Origin of the sequence: Galactobacter sp. (genome assembly GCF_022712295.1) — a bacterium.
Lineage (GTDB): Bacteria > Actinomycetota > Actinomycetes > Actinomycetales > Micrococcaceae > Galactobacter.
In genome coordinates, this window is the sequence record NZ_JALAGT010000202.1 from 1 (window position 1) to 5,185 (window position 5,185).

At 67.3% G+C, this 5,185-nt stretch carries 6 protein-coding genes; 2 read left to right on the plus strand and 4 right to left on the minus strand.

Annotated features, from left to right (window positions below; translation table 11 throughout):
- Window positions 1-904: 2-succinyl-5-enolpyruvyl-6-hydroxy-3-cyclohexene-1-carboxylic-acid synthase (gene menD, locus Q0A15_RS14380; protein WP_291280212.1), on the minus strand; the 904-nt coding region annotated here is incomplete at its 3' end.
- Window positions 905-913: 9 nt separating this feature from the next.
- On the minus strand, window positions 914-1,966 hold the full coding sequence (locus Q0A15_RS14385) for an o-succinylbenzoate synthase (RefSeq protein ID WP_291280213.1): 1,053 nt from the start codon (window positions 1,964-1,966) through the stop codon (window positions 914-916).
- A 58-nt stretch (window positions 1,967-2,024) separates the two neighbouring features.
- Here Q0A15_RS14385 and Q0A15_RS14390 point away from each other — a divergent pair, with 58 nt between their 5' ends.
- On the plus strand, window positions 2,025-3,050 hold the full coding sequence (locus Q0A15_RS14390; protein WP_291280214.1) for a phosphatase PAP2 family protein: 1,026 nt from the start codon (window positions 2,025-2,027) through the stop codon (window positions 3,048-3,050).
- Window positions 3,051-3,077: 27 nt separating this feature from the next.
- Here the strand turns inward: Q0A15_RS14390 and Q0A15_RS14395 are convergent, their stop codons facing one another.
- Window positions 3,078-3,866, minus strand: coding sequence for an MBL fold metallo-hydrolase (locus tag Q0A15_RS14395; RefSeq protein ID WP_291280215.1), 789 nt, complete (start codon window positions 3,864-3,866; stop codon window positions 3,078-3,080).
- Between the two features lie 263 nt (window positions 3,867-4,129).
- Between Q0A15_RS14395 and Q0A15_RS14400 the strand changes: the two genes are divergently transcribed.
- Window positions 4,130-4,621, plus strand: a complete 492-nt coding sequence (locus tag Q0A15_RS14400; protein WP_291280216.1) for a MarR family winged helix-turn-helix transcriptional regulator — start codon at window positions 4,130-4,132, stop codon at window positions 4,619-4,621.
- Window positions 4,622-4,819: 198 nt separating this feature from the next.
- On the opposite strand, the gene Q0A15_RS14405 is transcribed toward Q0A15_RS14400, so the two are convergent.
- Window positions 4,820-5,185 (minus strand): hypothetical protein (locus tag Q0A15_RS14405; RefSeq protein ID WP_291280217.1); only part of this gene is annotated, 366 nt, incomplete at its 5' end.

Here is a 5,185-nt window from a genome sequence, read left to right on the forward strand (position 1 = left end):
CCGCCCCGAGCGCGCCCAAGAGGTACTGGTACGTCCCCACAGCTGTGGCGCCGAAGCGGGCGTTCGAACTCGGCTCGGCCAGGAGTGGCAGCCCGAGTGCGGAGGCAAAGTCGGAGGCCACCGGGCCCGCGTCGTTCCCGGCGAGCACCACGGCGTGGCGGGCGGTTGCGCCGAACCGCTGGGCTACGTCGGCCAGGTGCCTGGTGTCCGACTCCTGCGCGCCCTGGAGCCGAAACGATCCCGACTTTCGCGACACGTTCTGGGAAGTCTGCGGTGGACACGGTCGATGGGGTTCGGGCTGACGGAGTTCGGGAAGCGGCGTGAGCGGATCGCGGAAGCACAGATTCAACTGCACGGGCCCCGGGGCGGCCTCCGGCGTGCCCAGACAATGCCCGACGGCGGTACTCACCGCCGCGCTCGGATGCTCGCCTGCGGCGACGGACAGGGAAGCGCGCACGTGTGTTCCGAACAGACCGGCCTGGTGCGTGGTCTGGTTGGCGCCGGTTCCGTGCAATTCCGCGGGGCGGTCCGCGGACAGCACCAGCAGAGGCAACGCTGCGTGGTTGGCCTCCATCACGGAAGGCAGCAACTCCCCCACCGCGGTGCCGGAGGTCGTGATCACCGGGACGCAGGTACGGGTCGAGGCTGCCAGGCCCACGGCCAGGAAGCCTGCATCCCGTTCGTCGATACGAACGTGGACTCTCAACCCCAGTCCCGAACCGGCCTCGGCCAGGGCGTAGGCCAGCGGCGCCGACCTTGACCCGGGGCAGAGCACCACATGGTTCACCCCAGCTCGGGCCAGTCCCTCTACGACGGTGCGAGCCGAGGTCATCGCGTCCAGGTTGTTCTGTGCGGTACCGATGCTGTGTGGTGCGACATCGGGACGGGACGCGGAAGAGGTCATGGACCCATCCTAGTTTTTCGCGGCAGCCAGCACCCGATAGGAGTCCCTCAGCCGGTCCTCCCACCACGTACGCCGGGCGGTGGGGACGCCCAGCGCTTCCAGGCGTTCCGGGTCCGGGTCCACCGTGCAGAGGTCCAGCGCACCGTTCCGGGCCACGTACGGCGGATCCGCAACGTCCTTCACGAACAGGGACCCCGTGCCCAGACCACAGGCGAAAGGCAAGGACGGGAGGGCGGCTGCGAGACCGGCACCGATGCGGAGGCCCACCGAGGTGTCGAGCGCGGAGGACACCACCGCGTCCAGCCCGGCCTGTTCAACGATCGCCAGCGCTCGGCGGGGCCCGCCGAGCGGCTGCGCCTTCACGACGATCAAGTCAGCGGCTCCGGCTCGAGCCACGGCCAGTGGATCGGTCTCCTTGCGCACGGCTTCGTCCGCGGCGATACGCACCGGAAGACCTCGGGCGGAAAGTGCCTCACGCAGGCGGGCCAGGCCCTCGATCCCGGGGACCGGCTGCTCCGCGTACTCCAAATCGAATGGGCCCAATTCCTCCAATGCGGCCAGCGCTTGATCGTGGGTCCAGCCCTGATTCGCGTCCACACGAATCCTTGCGTGCGGAAGTAGCGCGCGGACGCGCGCGACCCGAGCCACGTCGTCGGCCATGGTCTGGCCACGCTCCGCGACCTTGATCTTGACGGTTCCGGGCAGCCCGTCGGAGTCGTAGCGGGCCAGGATCTCCTCCACGGCGCCGTCGGCTACGGCAGCGGCATCCACGGCCGGCATGGTCGCATTGACCGGAACCGAGTTGCGAACCGGAGCCGGGAGCCCCTGCCACCCGGCCTCCACGGTGCAGGCCAGCCAACGTGAGGCCTCCTCCGGGCCGTACTCCAGGAACGGTGAGAATTCCGCCCACCCCGCCGGACCCTCGATGAGAGCGGCCTCGCGCGTCGTGATGCCGCGGAAACGCACGGCCATGGGCAACTCCACGACCCGCATCCTGTCGATGATCTCCTCCACCGGGGGAAGATCGTTGGCCAGAGGTGGGAGGTCGTGGGACGTGATCATGGCCTCAAGACTAGGTCGTTTGCAGCAAGTTCCACGCCTGGCGTGCCATTCTGGTGGCATGTCGCAGCAGCACGGCGCGGACGGGCGCCCCCACTCCACCGCGGAGACCGCCGCAGGCGGGGTACGCCGCGCCCACCCCGTGAGGGCCACCGTGCTGCTCGTAGTCACGCTGGCCGCGCTCGTGGCTGCCTTCGTAGGCGTCTATCTGGTGTTCGTGACCACCCGTTCCGGACAGTACGCGGACGAGCGAGCCCTCGTGGCTGCGCTGCGACTGGTGCGCTACGGAGATGCTCCAGAACTCCTCATCACCGCCCTGGACAACCTTCCCGCAGCCGTGGGCATTGCCTGCGGCGTCGGCGTGCTGCTGTGCATGATCGTGCGCAAAACTCTGCTTGGGCCTCTCGTCGCCACTGCCGGTGGACTCCTGGCCATCCTGCTCACTCAACTGCTGAAACGCGAGGTGCTGGAAAGGCCATCCTTCGGGATCTCTGAGGCCAATGTGGTTTCCTTCCCGTCCGGGCACACCACCGTTGCCGCTGCAGGTGTCATGGCCTTGTTGCTCAGTCTGGGGCCCGGGCTCCGCCCCATCTGGGGGTGCCTCGGTGCGTTCGTGGCCGGTGCAGCAGGTCTCTCCACCGTGGCTCTGGGCTGGCACCGCCCATCGGACGTGGTCGGGGCATTGCTGCTCGTGACGGTATGCGGCCTGCTGGCCGCCTCCGTGGTCTCCGTCCTGGAAGAGCGTCGCGACCGCCACGACGCCACCGGAGCCGACTCATTGCAGGCGCATTTATTGACCCCCTTCGGACCCGGCGTCACCCGGCCGGCAGGCACCGGCGCATGCGTCACCATGTCGACCATCGGGCTCATTGCCACCGTCACTGCCGGGATCTTGATCAAGCCGCTGGCCGCGATACCGGACGGTCCGCGGTTACGCGCCGATTCCGAATGGACCACCGCTCAGGACCCGGTCTCCGCACTCGGGTACGGCCTGCTCGCCGTGATCGGAGTAGCGCTGACCGTCTACCCGCTCTTGGGCGTGTGGGCGTCGAGGTGGGCGCGCCCTAGTGCCTTGCGCCCGGCCTGAGGCTCACACCTCCGCCGGGCCTGAGACTCACACGTCCTCGTCGCGAGTCTCCTTCAAACGGTTCAGGAAGTAACGCGACTGAATGGGGCCGAATGGCAGCACGGGGATGGACTTCGTGGCATCGGTCGCGTGCTCGTCCAGCGCTGCTTCCGCGACGCGGATGGCCTGGTCCAAACGGTGGTAGTGACCGCGCACCAAGTCGGGGCTCATGACCTGCCCGTGCCCGGGAACGATGTGTTCGTGGATCTCGTCCAGGGCGATGATCTTGCCGATCACCTTCAGCCACTCCCGCGGGAACGAATCCGCGAACTGCGGCGCATTCCCCTGTTCCACGACGTCGCCCGCAAACAGGACTCCGGACGACGCCACCAGCAGATCTCCCGCCGAATGTGCACGACCGAGATGGGTCAACGTGACCGCGTGGTCGCCCAGATCCAGTTCCTGCAATCCCCCGGTCACAGCATGAGTGGGCGGGATGATGCGGGTGCCGGGACCTGACGCTGCCTTCATTTCCGGCTCGTCGTCCTCATCGGTGATCTCTGCGCGCTGCTGCTCGCCGTAACCATCGAGGGCCTCGATGGTGGCGGGATGACCCCACACCTCCGTCACGCCGGCCTGGGCGAAGGCATGATTGCCGAGCGCGTGGTCGTAGTGGTGATGCGTATTGACTGCGATCAGTGGCAGGTCGGTGATGAGCCTGACCGCTTCCAGGTGCCGACCGGCCGAGCGCGGACCTGCACCCGTATCGACCACCAGTGCGCGCTCCGTTCCTACCACGAGGCCCAGGTTCACGTGGGCCGGGCGCTCAGTGCGCACCCATTCATGGTCCCCAACACGCGTCCATCCGGCCTGTTCAACGGCAGTAGCATCCATGAGCCCAAGATTACCGGCCGGATGACAATTTCTTGTGTCTCGCGACGCGCTCCCCCGCGTTGTCACACCACCTTCACACGAGCGCAATCCATCCCGGAAGTCCTGTCCAGACATGCCCCTGTGGTGTTTCCGTACTCCACGACCGTGCCCGCCGTCAGGCACCCCGTGACGAACGATTCCCCGAAGGCAGGGTACTGTCATGATTCGTGTCTTCGTCTGCGTCTGCCTTCACGTCCCTGGTTGCCCCCGTCGCCGCTCTCCAGGCGGAGTTGCTCTACACAGCGCAGCGCGTGGCCGAGGATCACGGACTGACCGCGGCACGTTGGCAGGTGCTCTCCGCTGCCGGCGCCGAGCCCAGCTCGGTGGCAGACATTGCTCACGGTTTGGGGCTCGCGAGGCAGAGCGTGCAGCGGGTGGCTGACGACCTCGTTGCTGCCGGGCTGGCCACCTGGGCCCCGAACCCGCGTCATGCCAGGGCGAAACTGCTGGTTCCCTCAACAACGGGTCGGCAGAAGCTGGCCGACGCAGCAGCGGCCCAGACCGCCTGGATGGTGGACGTCGAGAACCGTATGCGCGCGGCTTCCCTCGATGGCTCTGCAATCGCCACCGCAGTGGACGTCCTCAACACGGTCATCGACTCCTCGGAAGAACACTGGGCGGAGGCCACCGAAACCTCCGAGGCGGACTCGCGAGCCTGACAACATCGGTCGAAGGGTCCTGCCCCCAGCTGGATTGAGCGGGGCGCCGCGGTTCCGCGCAGGCTGACAGTGAAGGCTCCGTCCGTCCTGAAGGAGGCTGTCCCGCAAGTGAATGTCATGCTGCCACGGCGTGCTGCTTGGCGACGTTCTCATGAACCGGCGATGCGTCGGCCGTGGCTGGTCAAGCGGCACAGTGTCCTACGATGCGGTGCTGTGTCCGAGAAGAGCCTCGGCCATCTGCTTGAGGTGGTCTTCTGCGGCGAAGATGGTGTCTTCTTGGCGTTGGAGGTCGTGTTCTCGGTCGGTGAGTTGTTGGCGTTGGTCTCCGCGTCCTTCGCGGTAGCCGCGCCAATAGTGGTCCTCTGACACGGTCATCGGGGTTTCAGTGGGGAAGGCGCGGGCCGGGGAGGTGAACTTCATGCCGGTCGAAAGGACCGTGATGATGGCGCCTGCGCCGAGGCTTGCGGTGTCTCCGCCGGCGGCGGCTTCGGCTTCAACGCGACGGTTGCCAACGTCTGTACCCTGGCCGACGTCTACACTGCGGCCCGGGTGCGCACCGGTGGC

Bases quoted from the DNA above. Each gene is read 5' to 3' on its own strand.
- Q0A15_RS14385 (WP_291280213.1), bottom strand. From the start codon at position 1,966: ATGATCACGTCCCACGACCTCCCACCTCTGGCCAACGATCTTCCCCCG.
- Q0A15_RS14390 (WP_291280214.1), top strand. From the start codon at position 2,025: ATGTCGCAGCAGCACGGCGCGGACGGGCGCCCCCACTCCACCGCGGAG.